This is a genomic window from Psychrobacter sp. CX90 (genome assembly GCF_057396305.2).
The window spans coordinates 2,651,089-2,675,104 of sequence record NZ_CM182008.1 but is presented as its reverse complement, the minus strand read 5'-3'; the positions used below and the strand labels follow the sequence as shown (position 1 = coordinate 2,675,104).

19 protein-coding genes are annotated in these 24,016 nt (G+C 41.8%); 12 read left to right on the top strand and 7 right to left on the bottom strand.

Annotated features, from left to right (window positions below):
• The first annotated feature begins 40 nt into the window (after nt 1–40).
• The 5 genes from AC2SLN_RS10640 (at nt 41) to AC2SLN_RS10620 (ending at nt 4,091) form a co-directional block, all read left to right on the top strand.
• On the top strand, nt 41–778 hold the full coding sequence (locus tag AC2SLN_RS10640; protein ID WP_486530240.1) for a LytR/AlgR family response regulator transcription factor: 738 nt from the start codon (nt 41–43) through the stop codon (nt 776–778).
• 150 nt (nt 779–928) lie between these two features.
• Nucleotides 929–1,945, top strand: coding sequence for a hydroxymethylbilane synthase (hemC, locus tag AC2SLN_RS10635; protein ID WP_486549492.1), 1,017 nt, complete (start codon nt 929–931; stop codon nt 1,943–1,945).
• A gap of 119 nt (nt 1,946–2,064) precedes the next feature.
• On the top strand, nt 2,065–2,865 hold the full coding sequence (locus tag AC2SLN_RS10630) for a uroporphyrinogen-III synthase (RefSeq protein WP_486549493.1): 801 nt from the start codon (nt 2,065–2,067) through the stop codon (nt 2,863–2,865).
• A gap of 42 nt (nt 2,866–2,907) precedes the next feature.
• Nucleotides 2,908–3,360 carry an acyl-CoA thioesterase gene (locus AC2SLN_RS10625; protein WP_486530243.1) on the top strand — a complete coding sequence of 151 codons (453 nt, stop codon included), beginning with the start codon at nt 2,908–2,910 and terminating at the stop codon, nt 3,358–3,360.
• Nucleotides 3,360–4,091, top strand: a complete 732-nt coding sequence (locus tag AC2SLN_RS10620) for a hypothetical protein (protein ID WP_486549494.1) — start codon at nt 3,360–3,362, stop codon at nt 4,089–4,091. Before AC2SLN_RS10625 ends, AC2SLN_RS10620 begins: the two co-directional genes overlap by 1 nt.
• Before the next feature lie 36 nt (nt 4,092–4,127).
• Here AC2SLN_RS10620 and AC2SLN_RS10615 read toward each other — a convergent pair whose 3' ends face one another.
• Both AC2SLN_RS10615 and upp read right to left on the bottom strand, forming a co-directional pair.
• Nucleotides 4,128–4,883: an SDR family NAD(P)-dependent oxidoreductase gene (locus tag AC2SLN_RS10615; RefSeq protein WP_486549495.1), complete on the bottom strand. Its 756-nt coding sequence runs from the start codon at nt 4,881–4,883 to the stop codon at nt 4,128–4,130.
• Between the two features lie 147 nt (nt 4,884–5,030).
• On the bottom strand, nt 5,031–5,672 hold the full coding sequence (upp, locus tag AC2SLN_RS10610) for a uracil phosphoribosyltransferase (RefSeq protein WP_486530246.1): 642 nt from the start codon (nt 5,670–5,672) through the stop codon (nt 5,031–5,033).
• Nucleotides 5,673–6,006: 334 nt separating this feature from the next.
• Here upp and AC2SLN_RS10605 point away from each other — a divergent pair, with 334 nt between their 5' ends.
• From AC2SLN_RS10605 to AC2SLN_RS10575, 7 genes are all read left to right on the top strand, one after another.
• A complete protein-coding gene (locus AC2SLN_RS10605) occupies nt 6,007–6,660 on the top strand; it encodes a DNA glycosylase (protein ID WP_486549496.1) in 654 nt (217 codons plus the stop codon).
• 230 nt (nt 6,661–6,890) lie between these two features.
• Entirely contained in the window at nt 6,891–7,895 is a 1,005-nt protein-coding gene (locus AC2SLN_RS10600; RefSeq protein ID WP_495057333.1) for an IS110 family RNA-guided transposase, read from the top strand.
• Between the two features lie 886 nt (nt 7,896–8,781).
• The gene (locus AC2SLN_RS10595; RefSeq protein ID WP_486549236.1) at nt 8,782–10,845 is read left to right on the top strand and encodes a glycosyltransferase family 2 protein; all 2,064 of its coding nucleotides are present in this window, start codon (nt 8,782–8,784) and stop codon (nt 10,843–10,845) included.
• Between the two features lie 183 nt (nt 10,846–11,028).
• Entirely contained in the window at nt 11,029–12,318 is a 1,290-nt protein-coding gene (locus tag AC2SLN_RS10590) for a glycosyltransferase (protein ID WP_486549235.1), read from the top strand.
• 114 nt (nt 12,319–12,432) lie between these two features.
• A complete protein-coding gene (locus AC2SLN_RS10585) occupies nt 12,433–13,920 on the top strand; it encodes a hypothetical protein (protein ID WP_486549234.1) in 1,488 nt (495 codons plus the stop codon).
• 283 nt (nt 13,921–14,203) lie between these two features.
• Nucleotides 14,204–15,355, top strand: a complete 1,152-nt coding sequence (locus AC2SLN_RS10580) for a glycosyltransferase (RefSeq protein WP_486549233.1) — start codon at nt 14,204–14,206, stop codon at nt 15,353–15,355.
• Nucleotides 15,356–15,690: 335 nt separating this feature from the next.
• Entirely contained in the window at nt 15,691–16,686 is a 996-nt protein-coding gene (locus AC2SLN_RS10575) for an NADP-dependent oxidoreductase (protein ID WP_486549232.1), read from the top strand.
• Nucleotides 16,687–16,839: 153 nt separating this feature from the next.
• Here AC2SLN_RS10575 and AC2SLN_RS10570 read toward each other — a convergent pair whose 3' ends face one another.
• From AC2SLN_RS10570 to rbbA, 5 genes are all read right to left on the bottom strand, one after another.
• The gene (locus tag AC2SLN_RS10570) at nt 16,840–17,484 is read right to left on the bottom strand and encodes an alpha-ketoglutarate-dependent dioxygenase AlkB family protein (RefSeq protein WP_486549231.1); all 645 of its coding nucleotides are present in this window, start codon (nt 17,482–17,484) and stop codon (nt 16,840–16,842) included.
• Nucleotides 17,485–17,526: 42 nt separating this feature from the next.
• The gene (locus tag AC2SLN_RS10565; RefSeq protein WP_486549230.1) at nt 17,527–18,429 is read right to left on the bottom strand and encodes an alpha/beta fold hydrolase; all 903 of its coding nucleotides are present in this window, start codon (nt 18,427–18,429) and stop codon (nt 17,527–17,529) included.
• Between the two features lie 69 nt (nt 18,430–18,498).
• Nucleotides 18,499–19,956, bottom strand: a complete 1,458-nt coding sequence (locus AC2SLN_RS10560) for an efflux transporter outer membrane subunit (protein ID WP_486549229.1) — start codon at nt 19,954–19,956, stop codon at nt 18,499–18,501.
• Between the two features lie 100 nt (nt 19,957–20,056).
• Nucleotides 20,057–21,175, bottom strand: coding sequence for an ABC transporter permease (locus tag AC2SLN_RS10555; protein ID WP_486549228.1), 1,119 nt, complete (start codon nt 21,173–21,175; stop codon nt 20,057–20,059).
• A gap of 1 nt (nt 21,176) precedes the next feature.
• Complete coding sequence (rbbA, locus tag AC2SLN_RS10550) at nt 21,177–23,981, bottom strand: ribosome-associated ATPase/putative transporter RbbA (protein WP_486549227.1); 2,805 nt, start codon at nt 23,979–23,981, stop codon at nt 21,177–21,179.
• Between the last annotated feature and the right edge of the window lie 35 nt (nt 23,982–24,016).

The window sequence follows — 24,016 nt, the reverse complement described above, 5'->3', positions numbered from 1 at the left end:
AAAAAGATCAGTTATAAAAATAAAATTTAAGGAGTGAGCAATGAGGTTAGTGGTCTGTGATGATGAAGCCTTAGCAAGAGCGAGGTTAATAAGGATTTTGACCGATGCAGGGCACGAAGTTGTTGCACAAGCTGGTACGGGGCTAGAAGCATTAAAAGCTGTAAAAACGCATCAGCCAGATGTTCTGTTACTCGACATTCGAATGCCAGAAATGGATGGTGTGAGCTGTGCAGAAGAGTTGAATAAATTTGAGCACCCGCCAGCTATTATTTTTGTTACGGCATATGATCATTATGCTATTGCTGCTTTCAAAGCGCATGCCATCGGTTATTTACTAAAGCCTGCCAATAAAGATGAACTATTAAAGTCATTGACGAAAGCCAGCCACCTAAATATTGCCCAATTAAATGAGTTACGCAAATTAAGCGATCCAACAGCCCGCCCAGCTCGCCAGCACATCTCAGCACGTACGCATCGAGGTGTGGAGCTAATTGCCCTGAATGATATTTACTATTTTTCTGCCGATCAAAAGTACGTTAAAGTTCGCCACAAAGATGGTATTGTTTTAATTGATGAGACGCTAAAAGAGTTAGAGCAAGAATTTGCAGATAACTTATTTCGTATCCATCGCAATGCATTGATTAATCTTGATTATCTAGAGCTATTAGAAACCGTGGATTCAGGACAGTATCAAGTCTGCTTCAAAGGAATCGATGAAAAACTAGCTGTCAGCAGGCGCCATGTGCCTGTATTACGTGAAAAGATTCAAAATATGTAAGCACTGGTCATCTGATCGACTATAACAATACATTTAGCAGGTTCAGCAATATACATATGCTCACTGTAAAACGTCCTTATTTATGATTAAATATTAAATAAGGGTGTTTTTCCAATTACCTTAATATCAATATCTAAGTATAAAAACTATATGACCACACCTCCTAAACATACGACGCCAAATACACTTAATATAGCGACTCGAAAAAGCCCATTAGCCATGTGGCAAGCAGAACATATTAAATCGAGGCTCGAGTCTTTATACCCCGATTTAAGTGTTAATCTAGTTACTATGGTAACGAAAGGCGATAAAATTTTAGATACCCCACTCGCTAAAATTGGCGGTAAGGGGTTATTTGTTAAAGAGCTTGAACAAGCACTTTATGATAAACGGGCTGATATTGCTGTTCATTCATTAAAAGATGTTCCAATGGTATTACCAGAAGGTCTGATGTTGGGTGTCTATTGTAAACGTGCTGCCCCAACAGATGCGTTTGTTTCAAACAGTTATGAAAAATTAGATGATCTTCCACAAGGTGCTGTAGTCGGTACTGCTAGCCTACGTCGACAATGTCAGCTAAAAGCGTATCGACCCGACCTAGTTATTAAATCGTTACGAGGCAACGTACAAACTCGTCTCAGTAAGCTGGATGCCGGTGAATATGATGCTATTATTTTGGCAACCAGTGGGTTACAGCGCGTTGAGCTAAGTGACCGCATCCGAGAAGAGTTGGATATTGAAATTTGCCTACCAGCCGTTGGGCAGGGCGCTTTGGCTATTGAATGTCGCAGTGATGATGAGGCTGTATTAAAACTATTAAAACCGCTGAATGATGGTCAAGCCCGCATACGTTTAATGGCAGAACGTGCCCTCAATCGTCATCTTGAAGGCGGCTGTCAGGTGCCTATCGCTGCATTCGCGGTTATTGATACTGATGAAGCGGCTGGAGCCTCGCAACATAGTAAGTCGTTATGGTTGCGTGGTAGAGTGGGTTCAGAAGATGGACAAACGCTTATTAAGGCAGATAAACGTATTGCATTAATCGGCAATCAAGCGGATAGAGAGGTGCAAGCCCAACAACTCGGCATAGATGTGGCGAAACAGTTGCTCGAGTTAGGGGCAGATAAAATATTACAGGCTATCTATGCAGCTAATAAAAGCGTTTAACTTATATTGTACCTATAACTTATATTGTATCCATCACATAGTTTGTACCTATTACTCAGTCTATAGAACCAAGCATATAGAACTAAGAGTATATAACTTATATAACTAAGGATGTTGTAATGATATTTATCAATACGCGTCCAGCAAATCGAGCAGAGAGTCTGACAAAAGCGATGCAAGCTCGTGGCTTGAAGGTACTAGAGTTGCCATTGCTTGAACTAAAAGCGCTTGCTATCAGTGAAGGCGAGCAACATTACCAGCAGATTTTTACCTCGACTCATCACTATCAAGCAATGGTCGTAGTCAGTCCAAGTGCGGCTCGATTAGGTTTGGCCTCGTGTCCAAAAGGGTTTGTTCCAAATTGTGCGGTTATTGCAGTGGGACAAGCGACGGCTACCGTGTTACAAAAAGCAGGGTGGGATGTGCACTGTCCAGAGGAGTCAAGCAATGAAGGTATGATGCGTATGCCTGAGTTGGCAAAACTTAGTCAGGGTCATCATGTGTTGATTTGGCGTGGCCGCGGGGGTCGACGTTTGTTAGTAAGTCACTTACAGGATAATGGTGTGCGAGTGGATGCCATTGCATGGTATCAGCGTCAATGTCCCCAAAATTTAAAGTCTAAGTTTAAGGCTATAGTGCCGAAAATTGTTCACTTCTCTAGTGATAAAAATAGACATACTAACCAAGGCAAAAGTATCGTATTGATTAGTAGTGGTGAAGCCTTTACTAATTGGCGTTGGTTAATCGATGAATTACAGAGTGATGTACCGCAATACAGTCTAACAGATTTTCGCTATTTAACTTTTGGTCAGCGTCTTAGTGATACTTTGATGGCTTTAGATTTAGAATATGTCCGTATTGATAGTTTATTTGATGAAGAGGTTTGGCGTGGTGTGGTTGCGCTAAAATCACATCAATAATTAGAACCACTCACTATATTAAGAATCACAGTAGGATGAACGATGAAAGATACTAATAAACCTGACGCCTTACAGGGATTTGCGAGCGTGTTTGAACAAGAGGTTATATGGAATGACATGGATGCCTTTAATCATGTTAATAATGTCGTTTATTATCGTTACGCAGAGACTGCTCGTATAAACTATTTAGCCCAACTCGGTATGTTTGATAACGACATAACCATTATTCTCGCCCACTCAAGCTGTGATTATTTAGCCCCAGTTGTTTATCCTGATACGCTGCTCATTGGGGTGCGTACCAAAAAGCTTGGCACTACCAGTTTGGTTGTAGAATACAGCTATTTTAGTCAGGCTCAGCAAACCATTGTTGCTACATTAGAAGCTGTTATGGTTCAGTTCAATAAAGACGCTACTACAAAAGTTGCTTGGACAGCCGAAGAGCGTGATAAGATTTTAGCGCATGAAAAGTCGGCTAGTCATACCCCGCAATACTGATGTTATCCATATTCAATCGTCAAACGAGCAGTCAGCCTCCGCAACTGCCCAAACTGGATGAGAGTTTGTATCCTATAAGTGTGCAGGCGCAAGTTTTTGCCACGCCTAGTGAGCTACTGCTTGCAGCTGTCGAGGGTATTGAAGATAATAACAGTCATGACGGTTTAGGTTTCAAAGAATTTAGCGACCTATTACAAGATAATGATGTCTATCAGCATTGGGTAAATTTCACTGTTTTTGGCAGATATATTCAACGCAGTTTCAGCGCATTTTATCGTCAAACTGAAGATGTTTTCAATGCAGATATGCCAGACTTGCTGCGCCACGAGCTGATGCGCCATACTCAGCGCTTGCCAAAAGGTCAGGTATTGTTCTGTGGCAGCAATATTCCCGCTTCGGTTCGTCAAGAAAAACTCATTATATCGACACTTAGCCCCTACGTTGCTATAGAGCAAGCTCACCGTACAGTCAAGTTAGTGGGTCACAAGCAACAGGAAGGTTGTGGATCCATCATTGTGAATCAATTTACTGTGAAGAGTGATAATGTTAAAGCATTTGCAATAAAGCATAATAAGCGCACCTCAGAGCGGTATCGTCATGAGGTAATGATTTTAGACTTTAAATCTTTGCGCTTGATCACTGAGAAAAAAGTTAATGAGCAAGGGGTTATCACAACAAATAACCTGAGAAAATTTCCACCAGTTCTACTGCGCTTATATGACATTAGCTAGTCTTGAGAGAAGCATGACATCTGATTATGCCTAAGGTTACCCTTTATCTTCTTTGGCAATAGTGAGTCCGTTATAAGTTTGCGCAACGGGCATGACTTCCAAGAAGTTGACATTCACATGAGATGGCGACTCAATAAGCCATAGTAAAATATCTGCAATATCCTCAGCACTCATGGTTTCAAAGCCCTCGTAAACTTTAGCTGCTTTTTCATTATCACCATGATAGCGCACAGAAGAGAACTCAGTGCCCCCAACGTTACCCGGTTCAAGATTGGTCACTCGTACTTTAGTACCAAGCAAGTCTGCCCGCAAGTTTAGACTGAACTGCTTCACAAACGCTTTGGTAGCACCATAAACATTTCCGCCAAAATATGGCCAGCTACCCGCAATAGAGCCTAAATTGATAATATAGCCTTCATTACGCTCAACCATTGCAGGAAGTACGGCGTGAGTGAGCGCTATCAACCCTTTTACATTCGTGTCAACCATTCTCATCCAATCATCTACATCTGCCTTATAGGCTGGCTCAGTACCAAGTGCAAGCCCAGCATTGTTAACCAGAACCTCAATTTTCTGATGGCTTGCAGGTAGCGATTGCAGTGCTTTTTTAATAGATGCGGTATCCGAAACATCCATTTGCAAAGGAAAAAAGTTATCTCCCAATGCTTGTTGCATTGATTCAAGTTTCCCAATGCGACGAGCACAGCCGACAACTTTATGACCTTTTTTAACCAGTTTTTTAGCTAAAGCTGCGCCAAACCCTGCACTTGCACCTGTTATCAATATAATCATGCTAAATCCCTATTAATCATTGTCTGTTAAGTTGAGTTATCTGTTCATTTATAGTCGTCAGTTAGATGTCAGGTAGATATAGGCATCTTTCAAAGAATCATTGAAACCTGTTTAACTGACCAATGTAGTATTCAGCGGATGCGAAAGTTAGTATTTCGTGCCAAATATTTTGTCGCCTGCATCACCTAGACCGGGGATGATATAGCCGTTTTCATTAAGATGACTGTCTAAAGAAGCCGTATAGATTTTCACATCTGGGTGAGCGGCATTGACCGCAGCCACACCCTCTGGTGCAGCAACCAAGACCAAGGCTTTAATATCACAGCAGCCTTTTTGCTTGAGCATTTCAATGGTGGCTACCATGGAGCCTCCTGTTGCCAACATAGGGTCGATAATAAGAGCAGGGCGCTTGTCCACATCATCTACCAGCTTCTCAAAAAATGGCACAGGTTCAAGCGTCTCTTCATCACGTTGTAGGCCAACCATAGAAATCTTAGCCGTTGGAATCAAGTCCAGCACCCCATCAAGCATCCCTAAACCCGCACGCAAAATAGGCACAACAGTGACCGTCTTACCCATAATCTGTTCACCGGTTATCTCAGTGTCATCCCAGCCTTGCATGGCAAACTCTTCGATTTCGAAATCACGGCACGCCTCATAAGCCATCAAGCGAGCAAGCTCTTTGGTTAATGTGCGAAACTTATAAGTACTACAATCCTTTGCACGTATCAGGCTCAGTTTATGGCGTACTAAAGGATGAGTAATTATTTCTATGTTATTATTTTGCATAAAACCTCTGTGACCCCTGTCTGTTATACTTGTAAATGGCTTGTATTAATGGTTGATATCGTATTCTACTCTAAGTGGTTGAGCGTACTGTTAACCAAATAGTGCCTATTGAGTCTTTGAGAGTCACTGTCTACTTTAATACGCACTTTCTTTATGACATATTTTAGTCATCGATCAATAAAAACGATTATACCAATAAAACAAAAACAACAGAAAAAAATCCCAATCTAGATATTCTATATAAAAAGGGATTCAAAATAAAAAGGGATTCAAAAAATCAGCCGATCATTTGGGAATAAACAAATAGCTATTCAACACCAAGGAGTTAGTCAACTTGATTAACCACAGCTTAACTAGCCAGAAAGAGGAGGATCCCAGCATTAATCTGCCAGTCGAAACCCATCCTTTTGCGCCAGTCCTTCCCAGCAACGCCACTATCATGATGATGGGCACTTTTCCACCTACATCAGACAAATGGGGTATGCCATTTCACTATCCTAACTTTTATAACGACATGTGGCGTATCTATGGCCGGGTGTTTTTTGATGATGCTGATTACTTTCGTGATGGCGATAACAAGGGTTTTGACCCCGAGCGTATCAAAGCATTTATGAAACAGCACGCCATTGCCTCATGCCCGACGGTAAAAAAAGCCATCCGCGAGCAAGGCAATGCCGCAGATAAACACCTCACTATTGTTGAAACTGTTGACCTAAAAGACGTCTTAGCAAAAGTACCAAAAGTGCACACGTTATTTACCACGGGGGGCAAAGCAACCGAGATTCTCATGGGACTTCTGGCTAAAGAACAAGGCAAACCTATTCCCAAATCCAAAATGCCCAAAACCAATCAACATATCGACTACGCTTATGCAGGGCGAGACTTGACGCTGTATCGCTTGCCATCCACCTCTAGAGCCTATCCATTGTCGATAGACAAAAAAGTCGACGCCTATCGAGCATTTTTTAAACAGGTAGGTAAGATATAAAACTTCAAAACATTAGCTTGAGCACATCCCGCTTGTATGTTAAAAAAACCATAGATAAGAGTTAACCATAGCTATGGTAGCAGGTAGAGTGAGCTAGTGATCCCGCTATAGCCAAAGAGCTCGACGCAAAGATAAAGCCCTCTACCTGTATTTCTTTAAATTGAATGGTATCAAAGTGCCTTAGAAATTGAAACTAAGAGACACTGTATTCACAAGGGAAATGCAAAGAAATGACCTATCAAGTATACGTTGGAATTGACATATCCAAAGCTAAATTTGACGCAACATGGCTAAACAGAGACGGTAAAAAAGTTAAAAACAAAGCCCACAGCAAAACCTTTACTAATGACGAAAAAGGCTTTGCAATCTTTACCAAATGGCTAGCAAAGCAAAGCACAAACAAGAAACCGGATGAGTGTCTTATCGTCATGGAAGCCACAGGCATATACTATGAGAACCTAGCCTATGATTTACATAGTAAAGGCTACACAGTAGCCGTTATTAATCCGGCATATGCCAAACAATTTGCAGGTGCCATCGGCAGTCATCATAAAACCGACAAACAAGACGCGTACGTACTCGTGCAATACGCCTATACAAGGCACCCTAAAGCATGGGAGCCAGAACCTGAGCACGTCAGGAAGCTCAAGTATCTGCTAGACCGTTTAGACACGCTCAAGGCGGATAAAAAGCGAGAAAGCAACCGTTTAGAAAAAGTTGAATCTAGAAAAAGCTATGACAACGATATCGCCCAATCTATACAACAAGTGATAGACACTTATAACGAACAAATAGAGATCATCCAAGCCAAAATAGATAAACACATAGATAATCATCCTGACTTAAAGTCAGGCTATGACAACCTAGTTAGCATTCCAAGCATAGGTAAGACAGTCGCACCGAATGTATTGTCGTTACTCCTATCTAAAGACTTTAAGGATGCTTCACAATGTGCCTCATTTGTTGGATTAACCCCTATACATATACAGTCAGGAATCTTTAAAGGAAGAAGCCGTATTAGTAAAAAAGGGGATGGCAACCTACGATCGAAGTTGTTTATGTGTGCTTTATTTGCAATTAGTTGCAATCCTGATGTTAAGCAACTATATGAGCGACTGCTGAAGAGAGGAAAATGCAAAAAAGTGGCTTTGATAGCAGGTATGAGAAAGTTATTACAGATTTGCTATGGTGTGATAAAGCACCAAAGCAAATACAAACCTCAAGTTGCTATTTAATAGTAATTTGAGTTGACATATAAGATGGTATCTTTGCGCTACTATCTACTTGACTAAGCAAGATGCAAGGCTAAAGCCTTAACTGTCTCCTGCTTCGCGAGCCACTTAACGCCAAGCCTTGGCAACTCGCTTAGCCAAGCAGTATATTTGCTCCAATCTGGGCTAGCGGTCACATCAGCCGATTAATACTAATTATCGTGGTTAAAACTAAATATCTTTATCTGTTTAAAGTCTCTAAACATACCCTATTACCACTATACCCAAACAACGTACTCTTCTATATCTATAAATAGATTTACGATTGTCAATGAGCCTTTAGCCTCAGTAAACCACTATCTAGTCCTTTAAACCATCTAGTTCTTTAAACCAGCTGGCTCATCCCTAACACTTGCTGAGACAAATTCTAAAATTTAACAATGACGTTAATGTTTATGTGTTTACAGCTCTGCAGCCTGTATCTTCTACTCGTGTATTTGTCACACATATAGCGTATATACATTGTATAAAGTTACATAATTGCCATTAAGTTACAGGAAGTATGGTCAATTTACATGTCGTTAAATCACAAGACAAAAAAGACATACAAGTACCTTAATAACTGGCTTACTATCTAATGTTGTTCGCCCCTGTTTTTATTTAATTATTTCGTTATTAATTTAGTTATTTACTTACATATTCTTAACTTACCTATTGTTTACCTGTTACCAGATTAGCAGGGACATAACGGAATAGTTATCTCCTTAACTGTCATACCTATTAATTTTAAACGTTGCAATCCCAATCTTTTGTGTGATTACAGGAGTATTTTTGATCTACATAAATATCGTTTAATTGTTATTTATTTATATTTAATTGAGGTGTTCCTATTAACATTAGCTTTCAAATAATGACTCGTGCTGAACCCGCCTCAGTGGTAAAGCAAACTATTCAAGCATTATTGGCGGTTAAGTCCCACGCTGATGAGATCCTGATTATAGATAACAATCATACCAATGAAGCGCTTTATAAGCCTTTAGCACGCTACTGCAATAGTTTGCCTGATTCACTTAACGTTCGCTTTCATCACATTGATCATATACCGGGATACAAAGCTGGCGCATTAAACCTAGCCTTAAAGCTTATGGATGATGCTTGTGATTATATAGTGGTTATCGATAGCGATTACCACGTTCTTCCTTGGGCTAGAAACCGTATTGAAAACGCCATTAAACGTTACCCTAATCATGCCTTATTACAGTTCCCACAATATTACCGTGACTATGATAAAGCTGACATACATGCTGAATTGAATCATTATTTCAGCCATCATTTAAATCGAAACAACAATCAAAGCCGGGCTTTATCTACAGGGACTTGTGCCGTCATAAAAAAACAGGCGCTCTTAAGATTGGGAGGGTGGTGTAGCGACTCAATTACAGAGGACGCACAAATGGGGGTTCTATTACATCTTAACGGAGAGCGTAGTCAATACATCAATGAAATAATAGCCACGGGTATGTTACCACTGACCGTGACAGATCTGATTGCTCAGCGCCGACGCTGGATCTACGGAAATATGCAGGTGTTGCGTAATTATTGCAAAATTTTAGTCACATCCTTATTTGATAAAGGGTTTGATAAAGGATTTGATCAAGGTACCTTGACCTACTGTGAGACTCGTTTATCAGCCTCATTAAGTGCAACTACAACTAATAGTGCAAAAGAGGTTAATTTTAGCAATCGTTACTTTACGCCGTCATGCTTTGAGGATAAGAGTGAAAAAAATGGGGCGGGTAATCAGCGCTTGAAGGGCAAATATCTATTTGTTGGTTATGTGGAGCCTCGTTATCTGCGTGCACATCTATCACAGTTAACTGCATGGGTAAATTTTACTGGCATATTTATGATATTGCACGTTGCCAGTCTTGGTGGTTTGCTAGCGGCCACTAGTCTCCGTGTACCTTCACTAATACCCCCTTCGTTAACGGTACTCAAATGGTGTTATGGAAGTTATACCGTTTTTATGGCTCGTAGATTATGGGCTTATATGAGTGACTCAAAGCCGCTGCAAACACCCAACAACATTGCGTCTGAGAGCATAGCATCTAGGAAAATATCTGAGGCAGTAGCACGTTCTTCAAAAACACCCTCATGGGTTAGACCATGTTTTATTAATAATGAACAGCAAGATAAAGAGTGTGTTAGTAAAAACCAGAATAAAAACAAAAAGAATAATGAGGGCTATTGTTCTACTGCCAACGCTTCACTAGAGGGGTTATATAACCAGAATGATGATGAGCAGCCGCTTTTTTCAACATTAAGTACTGAGTCTGAGCGTAATAATCGTCCACATCACTTTCATAAAGTAAAAGCCCATAAAGTAAAAGCCTGTAAACGAAGTCTCGGTAAGATTTTTAATACAACTAACAGCAAAATTATTCAGAAATTTGCCAAAAAACTTAGTGTGCAAGCCAAGCATAGAATTACTCAGAATTTTGTAGCAACAATCAAGAGGTCTAGTTGTAAGCGATTGGCCGTTGTTACCTCACAATCAAAAACACCGCCTGATGCTAAAACCCCACTAGTTAGTAGATTACGTGCTTGGTTGGTACATTTAAACTTTTGGGAACTGGGCGCATTGTCTTGGTTTCCTGTGTTGTGGGGACAGAAAAGACCCTTTGTATGTACTCCGAAAATTGATAACGCACAACATAGCTTGAGGAGTCTATGGGCAACTGTCGCTGTTATACCTAAGTTTTTGATTATTTTAAATGCACTCACTGCCATAGTAGTATGGTCTTATTCTGCCAAGTTATTTGCTTACTCTGTGGCGTTACTGTTTATTAAATTAGCGGCTGGCTGGGTATTAATGACAAATTTTTTAGAAGTAAGTTCACGTTTAACCCAACAAATGAATGATGGTTTAAAGGGGCAGGTTTCTGAATTTAATGGTTTTAGAAGTTCAGCCTAACTTGTGAAAACGGCCGAGATTTCAAGGTGTTTTAGCTATTTATAAGCTTAATACCTCCTTTAAGCTTTATACATGTATAAGCATAGAGGTTAATCAGATAAGTCAATTAAATAGTCAGTCAAAATTATTAAACTTAGATGATTAAACGATAAATAATTAAATTAATACAATATAGGATTTTATATGTTTAAGGCTGGTGCTAATAACCCTCTGCGGATTGCAGTCATTGCTCACTCTTTATATCCCATAGCTGAGCCTTATGCGGGTGGGCTGGAATTAATCACTCAGTTACTATGTAACGAACTGGTTAAACGCGGTCATGAGGTTACGCTTTACGCTCATGAGGATAGCGATACACTTGCTAAGCTCAGGCCTTTTATGTCCCGAGCTCAGTTTGATGAGCACATTTATCCAAATGAGCATGATGCGGTCGGTATGACTCGAGATGAGCTATATCAATATCATTTATACCAAGATGCCATGCGAGAAATTATTGAAGCGACCCATAAAGGTCAATTTGATATTGTCCATAATCATAGTTTGCATCATGTGCCTATGTTGGTAGGTCAAGCGCTTGGCTCTCGATTAATGACCACATTCCATACGCCAATTTTTGCACATCTGCGCTTGGCCTTGCTTACTTTAAAAAAAGGCACAGACACCCAGTTTACCAGTGTCAGCCAGTTTCAGCAGCAGTTGTTTAATGAGTTTGTGCCTTCTACAGTCGTATATAACGGCATTGACGTTCACTCGTTTTCTTGTAATACCAACAAGGTTGCAGACGAATCCTATTTTTGGTTTGGCCGAATTTGTCCTGAAAAGGGCACACACTTGGCTATGCAGTATTGTCAAAAAGCCAATAAAAAACTTGTCATTGCGGGGCCTAAAAGTAATCTTGACTACTTTAATGACAAAGTGACCCCATTGCTAGAACAAGACAATATTGCAAATGGAGGGCAGGGTTTATTTACCTATGTTGGGCATTTGACCAAAGACGACATAAATGCGTATTTAATGCAATCGACAGCTATGTTGTTTACCAGTATTTGGGATGAGCCTTATGGCTTAACATTGGCTGAAAGCCTTGCCAGTGGGTGTCCTGTTATTGGTTTTGAGGTGGGTGCCAGTCAAGAGATCATCACAAATGACAGTGGCATTATTGTACCAAAACTCGATGAAGATAAATTTATCGCCGCTTTCGATAGTATTATGGATATTTCTCGCAAAGCATGTCGTACTCGAGCAGAGTCGTTTTGCTCGGTAGTGCCTATGGTTGACGGGTATTTAACGTGTTATTTAAATACTGTGAATAACTTAGTTAATAAGCGTCACAATGAACCCCGTATTTTTAATAGCGACTCAAATAGTGAGCTTATAAAAAATCCCGTTGCTAAGGATCTTGCTCATAATCAACAGACTAAAGGGCTGGCAAGTGGGCAATCGGCTAACCAAGAATTACCAACGAGGTCATAAGTGGTCAGTCAAGGCATCAATACTACGGCGCTATTGATATCATATCGGTTATCAAAATAGGGTCTGATACTTCAAAATTCGTTAATTCATGACACATAATGAGCATCCTTATTTATGAACATTGGGTACTACGCGCATCATCATGGGACGGGGCATTGCCGGCAAGCCGATAAACTCGCTGCACATTGGCAAAATGTACACCCATCTGCAGCAGAAACCTTGACGGTATTTACCAGTTTGCCCGCCGAGGATTATAAGTTCAGTCATATCATCGCCAAGAATATAATACGTCTACCCGATGAGCATGAAACGGCGACAGATGTCTTGCCAGGTCGGGCAGGTATCTACTGGCAGCCTGAATGTTTGCATTATTCTCCCATTGGAAATCACAATATTCAGCGTCGCAGCAACATACTGCTATCAGAGCTGCAAGCACGGCATATAGAGTTGATGATAGTTGATTTAAGCGTTGAGATTGCCTTGTTATGTCGTACCGCCAGTATTCCTTATCTATACGTACGTTTACCAGGTGACCGTAATGACCCTCCGCATAAGAATGCTTTTCAAGGTGCAATGGCCTTACTAGCGCCTTACCCAAAAATCTTAGAGTCAACGAATACGCCTGAATGGGTACGTCAAAAAACATTTTATCTCGGATTTTTATCTCAGCCTCAGCGGTCATTGCCTATATCAAAACCATCATTCATGGCACTCCTGACTAGATTAGCCAACAACGCTATTGCCCCCGACAATTCAGAGCACAACTTAGATTGCAAGCACGATAGCAAAACTGATAGAAAAACTGATAGAAAGTCTCATGAAAAACCCTATAGTGATCTTGTCCCTAAACACAGTGACCCTAAGGCAACGAATCCAGTTTTAACGAAGTCAGACTTAATGATGTCAGGTGTGGTGGAGCAATTAGAGTCATTACCGATGATAGTGACCGTGGTAAAAGGCTTTGGAGGACATAAAAACATAGACAATATCTTGCCAGAGCTGAGGCAGATTCTACCTAATGCCTATATTATTTCGCTTGGTCCCATTGATACCGATGCAATACCATATGTAGACTTAGCTACACAGGTCGATAGTGTCATTCCATTTTTACAGCACAGCGACTTACTGGTAATGGCCTGTGGTCTCAATGCGATAGGGGAGGTGTGTCAGTATGAGACACCTTTAATTGTTATACCTGATGAAAGACCGCACGCAGAGCAAGAAAAAATGGCAGAGTCTTTAATTGCGTGTGGTCGAGCGATAGATTTAAAAGAATTGTACCTTTGTTATCCCAGCCAAGAGCCAAACCCTAGCAATGAGCAATACTCAAACTCAGAACAAGCCTATGACTTCAAAAGCAACACTAGCAACACTCAGAAAAACCATATAGATAACAAACAGGCTCCAAAAAGCCAGTTGAGAACCTCCAAAAATACGAGGTTTTTGCACACGCTCCAGCCCTCTGTATCTTTGGTAAAGTCAGTCTCATGGTCTAATAGTAGCGAATTTGTTGAAAGTATCGCTCGAGCTGACAGTGTCAAACAATGGTTTTATAAGTGGTTATTGCCCCAGCTTAGCCTCCAACCTGATCGTCAAACCTGAACTGCAAAACTGACAGTGATACGTTAAAGACAACTCATGGTTTAATCAAGGTATCTGCATGACAATTAAGCGATAAGTCAAAAGTAAGACATAGTAATAAGCATAGGGATATAAGCTTCTATGCACTCTATAGTCAAAGAACTTTAAAGTAGTCACAAGGCAACCGAGTGCAAGTACTACTGAAGTAGGCTTAACGAGGTTAACACCGTGACTCTTTATAAGTTCGCCGACTATAACTCTCATATCCATTCAAAGACCATAAACCGATAATATGACCCATAATATGAATAACGCTATGACTAAAAGCAGCTCTAACAGCCTACCTATTAGTGTGATTACCACCTGTTATGGTCGTAACCAGCATCTATACAACCTGCTGGCTAGCTTACAATCAGGGAGTAAGAAGCCAGCTGAGGTCATTATTGTTAATGATGACGCAGATGTTAGCAGGCTTGAGACATATGATTTAAATATCCTTCAAATCCCTACCACCGCAAGTGAAGACCACATTGTAGATAGCTCTGTTAGTCACATAGATAAAGAAGAGGGAAAGGGGGCGCAAAATAACCCTCAAAATTGTCTTCCAAATGACCTTAAAAAAGATCTTAAAAACGATCTTAAAAATAAACCTCATACTAAAAACAGCAGAGCTTTTGACATAGGTCTTAACCGCAATCTAGGCGCCAAGCAAGCAAGCTATGACACGCTTATATTTTTAGATGTGGATTGTATCGTCGCTACTGACTTTATTGCAGGGTTAGTTGGCAAAATGGCACAATATCCGCACGCATTAATCATGGGTCAACCTCGCTATCTTACTCGTCCGTTAACCGAGCAAGAATCGCAGTGCTTAGAGCGCTTTAGTAATGACTTTAAGACCAGTCATGACATGAGTAAGGACGACACGTTACAGTCTAGAAACTGGTTACAATCCTTGTCCATACTAAACCCTTATCGACATAATCTCTTATCAGATAGCGCCTCTATAGACGAACAAAGTACATATTACAAATCAATCGAAAAAACACAAGATTATGGCGCATTTTGGAGTTTATGTTTTGCCATTCAGAAATCACAGTTCGAGCGAATAGGTGGTTTCGATACTAACTACGTGGGCTACGGCGCCGAAGACACAGACTTTGCTTTTACTGCACGTCAGCAGAATATAAACTTCTATCTCACTAACGACGTCGTTTACCATCAGCAACATGCCGTGTATCGACCCCCTCTCAACCATCTAAACAGTATCGTTATTAATGCCAATCGATTTTTTGAGAAATGGCATCATTGGCCTATGTCAAGTTGGTTAGCAGAATTTGTTCAAATGGGTCTTATCACATGGCGCCCTGACCAATGCACAGCGATTACTTTATTGCGACAGCCTACCAAACACGAAATCAGTCTTGCATACCATCCTGATGCACCGTTCGTATAGGCGTCATAAAATCAAATAGTCTTGATAGCAGAAGCCGATCCTGCTTTGGGCTATATCTTTACAGGAAGTGCCTGACATCTTATATTATTATCAAAGTAGTTTAAATGATGACCATGCAACCAAGCATACGAGCATAGAATCCTGATACTGCATGCAACGGCGGACGCGCCATAAGCAAATCAATAAATCAATACAGTAGAGATTTAGCCAACCTAAGGCGTACCCTGATTTAGATTGTCAGGAAATGCCCTTAATATACGAATAATATCAGTCAACAAACTAAGCATGATTGGGGTCGAGCGAACCCAGTCCCCAAAACCGATAAGGAGACAACGATGCCAATAGACAAGGCACTACCACAAAAACAATCTGCCATTACCCTTAATGAGTTTGGCTCGCCTGAAGTATTACACTATCAAACCGACGTTGACCTACCAGAAATGGGCGACAATCAGGTTATGGTTAAAATTGCCTATACCAGCGTCAATCCAATCGATTATAAAACGCGTCAAGGCTTAGGTTGGGGCGCTGAGAATATTAAAAATAATCAGTTTTCCCAAGGTAAACCGGCTATCTTAGGCTTTGAGATGTCGGGAGAAGTGGTGGCAAGTAAAGCGGACAAATTCAAGGTAGGCGATAAGGTATGCGCCCTTAGTTTTGCTAGTGCCTGCTATGCTCAATACACCGCAGTGGATAGCGATTTAATCGCAAAAGTTCCCGATGCTGTCGATTTAAAAACCGCAGGTGCCTTGCCATGTGTTGGCACGACTGCCTTGCAGATGATTGATTTTGCCAAAATACAATCAGGCGAGCATGTGGTTATGAATGCACCAGCAGGCGGAGTAGGTCATGTCGCCCTACAAATGCTGATGGATAAAATAGAGCAACAAGGCATCAAACTGACCCTAATTTGCTCGCCTGATAAGTATGAAAAGTTAGCAGGCTTAATAGATACCAGTAAGCTCGCTGGTTGGATTGATTACACCAAAGATGAAGTCTTTCCTGAGTTAGAAGCAGATTTGCTTTTTGATTTGGTGGGCAACAATGCGGGAGTTCGGGCGCTATCTGTGCTAAAACAAGGCGGACGTGTTGTGGTATTGCCTTCAATCTGGGTAGATAAGCTACAAGAAGCGGGTGCCGATAAGGGTATTCAAGTGGATGGGTTGATTGCTACCCCTAATGGGAAAGACATCAGTAAAGTCTTGGCAGACATAGCCGCTGGTAAGCTGAAATTACATATCCAAACAACCTATCCATTGGCGCAAGCCAAAGAGGCACATCGCGAAATGGAGAAGGGTAGAGCCTTTGGTAAGATTGTACTTGAAGTGTAAGCTTTGGTGGTGCGGGTACAGCAAAGTTTCCCTATCAGCAGGGTTAATTTACTCCTGCTAATTTACCGATGCCCCTTAATTAAAGTGCAATTATTAAAGTGTACTTATTACCGTTCAAAACGCTCTCATCAAGACGTGAGGCTACATATGAAGCTAGACGGGCTTAAGCATTTGTCGAAAGGTAAGGCTAATGCGCCCGTCATGCACGGCCTTGGTTTTGGTAACCGTGTGCTTCCAGTGGCGTTGCGTATCACCTCGCATCACTATTAGCTGACCAGACTCAAGCATAAGCTCCACATTTTCTTTAGTCACTTTATGCTTGAGTACAAATTTGCGTGTTGCCCCTAGTGACAGTGAAGCAATGGTTGGTTGATGCCCCAATTCAGGTTCGTCATCGGCATGATAGCCCATGCCGTCTTGACCGCTAGGATAATAATTTAAAAGACAACTATTAAAGTTTACTGTTACTTTTATTTCTGCTAGTTTCTGCTCTACTAGTTGTTTCACGTGAAACACTGCGTCATGCCAAGGCATAATAGGACGAGTATGCCCCGAATAATGGTAAGCCAGTGAGCTATCTTGACTACTATCTGAACGGGTATCACCCATCCATACGATTTTACGGGAGGTAATATGCGTTTTGCCAAATAAGGTTACCTTATCAGACTGCCACGGCAATTCATCAAGCAGCTGCTGATATAACTCAGCAGGGTTTTCAATCACAAACCCGAGATCATTGACGATACCATCGTATGGCAATAAGTTATCGGTCGGAGTGGGAGCGAATAAATCAGGCATATTTACCTATTTAATGTGATGTTCAGCGGGTTAATGTGATGTTTAGCGGGTCGTTTGCAGGTCAAAAATAATCTTTGCGCAGGTTTCAGGTGCTTCCATCGGTAGTAAATGGCCGTAATCTGGCAAAATGGTTATCTGATCATCAGGTACGATATTTTTCCAACTTTGACGTACTTTGTCACTGTTAAATACCGAGGGTTTCGCCAGTATGAGGTGATAAGGTGTGTTTTGCTTATTCAATTGTTTGAGCGCTGGGTCAATAAAAGGCGTACCAAAATAACTGGCTAACTCCTGTTCAGGTTGAAACAGGAAAGTATATTTCTTACCCTTGCTACCTTCTTGAGCCACCAGACTGTTTTGAGCAAAAGTCGCTAAATGTTCATCGCTGATGCGTTTGAAAGCTCGGTGTTGGCGTAGATACTGATAATAATCCTCGACACTGTCCCAGTCAGTTTGTTTAACCTTGGTGCTTTTAAAGGGTTCTTGGGTCATTAAAATGGAGCGAGGGATTAAGTCGAATAGTATTTTTTGTGCTTTGGTAAAGGTAACAGGATCAATTAAATAAAGTGCAGAGAATAAATCGGGACGTTTGGCAGATGCCATTGCAGTGGCGGTAGCGCCTTGTGAATGGCCAATACCAATAACTGGCTTATCCTGTGTTTTTTCTAGAAACTCAATTAAGAGTTCGGCATCCTGTTCGCGCGATAATATTTTATCTTGAGGTAAATCATACCAGTAACCGCGCATTGCTAGGCTTATTATGTGGAAGTATTGGCTCAGCTCGGTAATTAATGGCTGATATACGCCTACAGGAAATCCGTTGCCGCCATAAAAGTGCAGGGTTGGTTTTGATGACGAATTGCCATCACTATTTATCAGATCAATAAAGTCGTAATAGCGGGATTGTTTGTTTGCTAACGTTATACGGCGTTCAAATTTGTACATTTTTAACCTTACCTAATTTGTTAAACCTTCTTATTTGACTTTTTGACACTAACATAATGCTGATGGGTGTCAACTATGCCAGCCACCCCCCAGTGCTTTGTATAAATTTAACAGCATTGTGGCACGGGCGAGTCGAGATTGTACTAACCGTTCTTGCATTTCTTCCGCTTCAAGCTCTGCCTCTAAGGCCTTGTCCAATGTTTGGTGCCCGTAACGGAACAGCTTTTGTGAATCTGTTGCTCGTTTTTGGGCATGTTGATAAGCCGTCTGTAACCATTCGTTTTGTTTCTCTAATGCGCGGTGTGTTTGATAGGCGCTATCGACCTCGCCAAGCGCACGCAGTAGACTTTGATCATATTGTAATAAGGCGGTTTGCAAGCGCGCATCAGCGCTATCGATATTGGCTTGAATACGGCCATTGGTAAATATTGGCACATTAATGCCCACACTCAACAGGCTACCCCAACCTTTTAAAGCGGGAATATCACTGTCCACCTCAATACGGCCACCTTGACCCAAAAAGTTAATAGAGAATCGTGGGAGTAAATCGGCTTCGGCACTGGCAAGCTGTGCTGAATAGGCTTTAATTTGGGCAGCATACCCTCTAATATCAGGACGGCGTTCTAATAACCCAGTAGGTGTTTGCCCGCTTGGTGCTTTTGGTTGATGGGTAAGTATATTTTGGTTTGATTTGGGCAAAGCAAAGTTTTGAGGGGTTTGACCTATAAGAACTGCAATACTACGAACGTGTGCATCACGCTCCGCTTGTAAGGTGCTTTTTTTAGCGCGCACGGCATTGAGCTTGCTTTTGATGTTGTTAACTTCTTGTATCGTAATATGACCGGCGTTAAATCGCGCTTGTACATAGTGCTCAAAACGAGTCAAGGTGGCAATGCTTTGATCCGCTATTTTTAAGCGTTGTTCAGTCGCCTGCACTGTTAAATAATGTTCTGCTATTTGATTGGCAACCAACAGCTGAGCACCATAAACTCTTTCTTGCATACCCATGGCAGCATAAAGTGCAGCATCGGCATCACTTTGTTTTTGGCCAAAAATATCAGGCTCCCAAGAAGCTGAAAATCCAATACTTCCATAATTACTAACAACGTCATGACGGCTGTTTATGACAGATGCAGCAGGCCCAAGCAATTGATTGATTTGTTGATCTTCAGACAATTCAAGAGAGCCCTTACCAACCCCCGTAGAAGCACCGATCCCCGCTTGAGGACCTAAGTTGGCATTGGCCAAACGTTGAATGGACCAAGCTTCCTGTAAGCGGCTCTGCGCAATACGGATATCATGGCTATTATGCAACCCTTGTTGAATGAGTGAGGTTAGGACGGGGTCATTCCAATGTTGCCACCAATTGGTAATATCTTGACTGCCTTGTGCGGCTTCAGCCTCACTAAAACTAGACGGAAGAGGAATGTCACTGGTACGGACGATTTGTGTGCTTTGAGGGGTTTGACAAGCACAAATAAATAAGGTTAAGGTGCTTAACGTTGTAAATTTAGCAAAGGAGGACATAGCTTGATCCTTATTAAAGAGGTCGTATTAAGGTCTATTTGAATGCCATACAGCTCCTAGTAAAGCAGAGGATACGATTCATTTTTAATGCTAAAGCTGATTACTCTAAGCGCTCAAGCATACTTTTAAAACGGACTAAAGCGAACAGTAAAAATGCGATACCGATTACCAGCATGACCATGAGTTCAGGCCATACAATATCAATGCCAGCATTACGGAATAAGACATTTTGAGCAAAAGTTGCAAACTGTGTGGTTGGCCAATACTCACTTATCATCTGTGCCAACTCTGGCATATTACTGCGCGGTGCTGCGGAGCCTGAAAAAAGTAACGCCACAACAAAAATGGGTAACATTAGCAGTCCAAACTGTGGCATGCTGGGTGCAATGGTAGACAGCATAATGCCCAATGAACAGATGGAAAATAAATAGACCACCACGCCAATTCCATATAGTAACAATGAACCGTTTAACGGAATATCAAGCACATGCTGAATAAAAACACCCATCGACAGCATGGAGGCGCATAAAATGACCATACCATTGGCCAGTATTTTTGATAAAACAATTTCTGAACCATTCACTGGCATAACCAACAAATGCTCGATGGTACCACGCTCCCGCTCACGAATAACGGCTGCACCAGAGAGCACGATGCCCAGCAAAGTAATCATATTACCCACTTCCATAACGGGCATATACCAACGGCTTTCGCCATTAGGGTTAAACAGAACGTTTAACACGGGCTTAGCCGCCATGGGAGGGTCTGCTTGTTGTAAAAAGTCACTGACTTCACGGTTAAATATCTGGCTAATATAGGCTTGCCCAATACCCGCTTGGGTCATGGTTGTGGCATCAATTAAAAGCTGGGCTTGTGGCTTGTGTTCTGCCAATACATCACGTTCAAACCCTGGTGGAAACTCAATCACAAAAATAAGTTCGCCTTTATCCATTAATTCGTCAACCTGCTCACGTTTGACATCGATAGGCTTTCTAAAATAAGGGGGTTGCAGGGCGTCACGTATTTGATGGGTAAGTGTGGTACGGTCATAATCGACAATACCTACGGGCGCATTACGCACATCGGTATTAATGCCTTCGGAGACTGTATAAATGGTTACGGTAAATACAACGCCAATCATAGCCACCAGCATCACATCTTTGGAGAGACTACGCAGCTCTTTAATGGTCAAGCTCCATAAGTTTTTTAAAAAGCGCACTTTATACCTCCTGCTTTTTGAGGAAAATACAGGAGAGGGTAATATAGACCATAGCAAATAGCGCTAAAATAACGTATTCACTTATAAAGCTCGACCAACCCAAACCCTTCGTAAAGCCCCCGATACTGATACGCTGATACCAAGAAGCTGGGAAGCTAACCCCTATCGTGTGTGCAAGACCATTCATGCTAGATAGAGGGTATAGCAATCCAGAATAGTTAATAGTTGGAATGAGTGTGACAATGGCAGTAATAAACAGTGCCGCTACTTGAGATCGAACAAAGCTTGAAACCAATAATCCCAAACCCGTAGAAACATATACCAGTAGTAAGGCGCCCAATGACATGGCAGTAAATGAGCCTTTAAGGGGCACCTTGAAGACAAATATGGCCAGTAACACCAATAATAAGTAATTTATAATACCGATTGCGACATAAGGCAATTGCTTACCCATGAGGTATTGAGCGACACTGGCAGGGGAGCTATAAAGGTTGGAGATTGAGCCGATTTCACGCTCACGCACCACGCCAAGCGCCGTCATCATAGCCGGAATAAGCATCAAAACCATCATCATGACGCTGGGAACAACAGCGTTGATACTTCTAAAATCTTGATTGTACATAAAGCGTGGCACCATTGATGCTTTTGGCTCTATGTCCACGGGCAGACCCGTTTCTTTAACGCGGTCTTTGATATATTGAGTCATGATGCCTCCAATATACCCTTCAATGTTAGAGGCATTAAAGGGTAATGAGCCATCGACGTAGAAACTAACTTCAGGCTGTCTGAAAGCAACCAAGTCTTTTCCATAGTCAGGAGGTATGTCGATAACTAAGGAAGTTTCGCCACTTTTGATGACTTGTTCGGCTTGCTCTATGGAGTGTACAGGTGGCTGAGATATAAAGTATTCTGAGCCATAGAAGTATTCTTCCAGCTGGCGACTTTGAGAAGTCTGATCTTGATCGAGAGTTGCAAATGGCAAGTTATTAACATCAAAGGAGATACTCCAGCCTGTCATCAACATTAATAGCACGGGTCCGGCGACCGCAAAAAAGAGACGAATTCTATCGCGTAGCAACTCTTTACTTTCACGTCCTGCAAATGTCCAAAGTGTGGCAAACCAATAACGCAGTGTTTTTGTACGATCTTTAGTAGATTCAATTTCTATAGGTTCTTGCGAAGGCTTTGCTTCTAGATCAGCTTCTAACTTTTGCTGATTGACAGAGGCCTCCTCTGGGTTATTCTCTTTTTCATCGTCTAATAAATACTGAACAAACGCCCCTTCTAGAGAATCAGCCCGTTTATTCTCGGTTAGTTGTTGCGGTGTTCCGACCCCAAGTACCCGCCCACGATGCATAAAGGATATCCGATCACAACGAGCGGCTTCATTCATGAAGTGGGTTGAGACGAATATAGTGATTTTATCGTCACGAGACAGCTTAAGTAGGTGTTGCCAAAACATATCACGAGCTGCGGGGTCTACCCCTGAGGTGGGCTCGTCTAAGATTAATACCTCTGGATGATGCAAGCAGGCGGCGGCTAATTGCAATCGTTGACGCATACCTAGCGATAGTGATTCCGGTGGGGTATCAGCGACTTCTCTTAACTCAAACTGTGCCAGCATCTCCTCTACCGCTTGCTTACCTTCTTGCCCTTCTATGTGGTAGAGACGGGCATGGAGCTCAAGGTTTTGCCGCACAGTGAGCTCGGTATAAAGAGAAAAGGATTGTGACATATAGCCAACACGCATTCTTGTCGATTTGTCATTGGCATCAATGGATTGCCCCAGCAGTTTTGCCGACCCCTCGCTACTCTCAATTAATCCGGTCAGCATTTTCATGGTGGTTGATTTACCACAACCATTAGATCCAAGAAAGCCAAAAATTTCACCTTTTTCAATACGAAAGCCAACATGATCCACCGCAGTGAAGTTACCAAATCGTTTGGTTAACCCTTCGGCTTCAATAGCAGGGGGCAAGTTTGGGTCTGGTTCAAATGGGGTAATTTCTAGCTTGCCAGCCTTGTTCTGCTCATCTTCGGGCAACAGCTTAATATAAGCGGCTTCAAGAGAGTCAACGTCATACTCTTCTAGCACCGTTTTGGTCGGTTGGTCGATTAATAACTTGCCATCGTCCATCGCCAGTAAGTGCTCGAAGTTTTCAGCTTCATCGATATATGCTGTAGCAACCAATACAGTCATACCCTCACGTTCGCTACGTAAATTCTCAATTAATGTCCAAAATTGGCGTCTTGCTAAGGGGTCAACTCCTGTTGTCGGTTCGTCAAGAATCAGTAAATCTGGGTTGTTTACTAACGCACAGCATAGGCTTAACTTTTGTTTCATACCGCCTGATAATTTGCCAGCAGGTCGGTCAGGAAAAGGGGACAATCCTGTGGCTTCTAACAAACGGTTGATACGCTGTTTGCGTTCTTTGGAATTTAACCCAAATAAGCGCGCATGAAACTCAATGTTTTCATAAACCGACAAAGTGGGGTAGAGGTTATGTCCTAGGCCTTGCGGCATAAAAGCAATACGCTGCGACAGTTCTTCTCGCTGCGCTTTATTGTCCATATCTTTATCAAACACGGTTACTGATCCCGTTTGAATGATTTTTACCCCAGCAATCAGCGACAATAATGTTGATTTACCCACACCATCTGGACCGATAAGCCCCACGGTGGCACCTTTTGGGATAGACAAGGAGATGTCATCTAAAGCGGTGGTTTCTCCATAATGATGGGACACCGACTGTAACTCTACAGCAGTTGTTTGGCTGTTATTGTCATCTTGCTCATCTTGTCTCATTTGTTCACCCGTTGATAGAGCTAAAAAATACAGTT